This window comes from Dellaglioa sp. CoH-57-MRSF-16, assembly GCF_056782055.1.
Map to the genome: position 1 here is coordinate 1 of NZ_JBXAXZ010000214.1, position 247 is coordinate 247.

At 59.5% G+C, this 247-nt stretch carries 1 protein-coding gene; it reads right to left on the reverse strand.

Going from position 1 to position 247, the window contains the following annotated elements:
* A partial coding sequence (locus tag AC1RPH_RS08470) for a hypothetical protein (protein ID WP_481762143.1) occupies window positions 1-247 on the reverse strand: 247 nt, incomplete at both ends.

Sequence of the window (247 nt, forward strand, 5' to 3'; positions counted from 1 at the left end):
AAGCTGCTCGTCGGCTTCTTCGTCCGCTTCTTGCGCCGCGATACCGCGCACCACAGCTTCCACGATATCACGCATCGTGGTCCACGGGTCCGTTACCGGGCTCCCCGCATCGATTTCGAATTCGGCCTCAATATCGCTACGCAACTCTTCCATGTCGATTGCATCGAAGTTGTATTCGACGGTAAGATTCGTGTCGAGTTCGAGCGGGCCGTTCCCGACTGCGGCGCGCACCACACTCCGGACACGC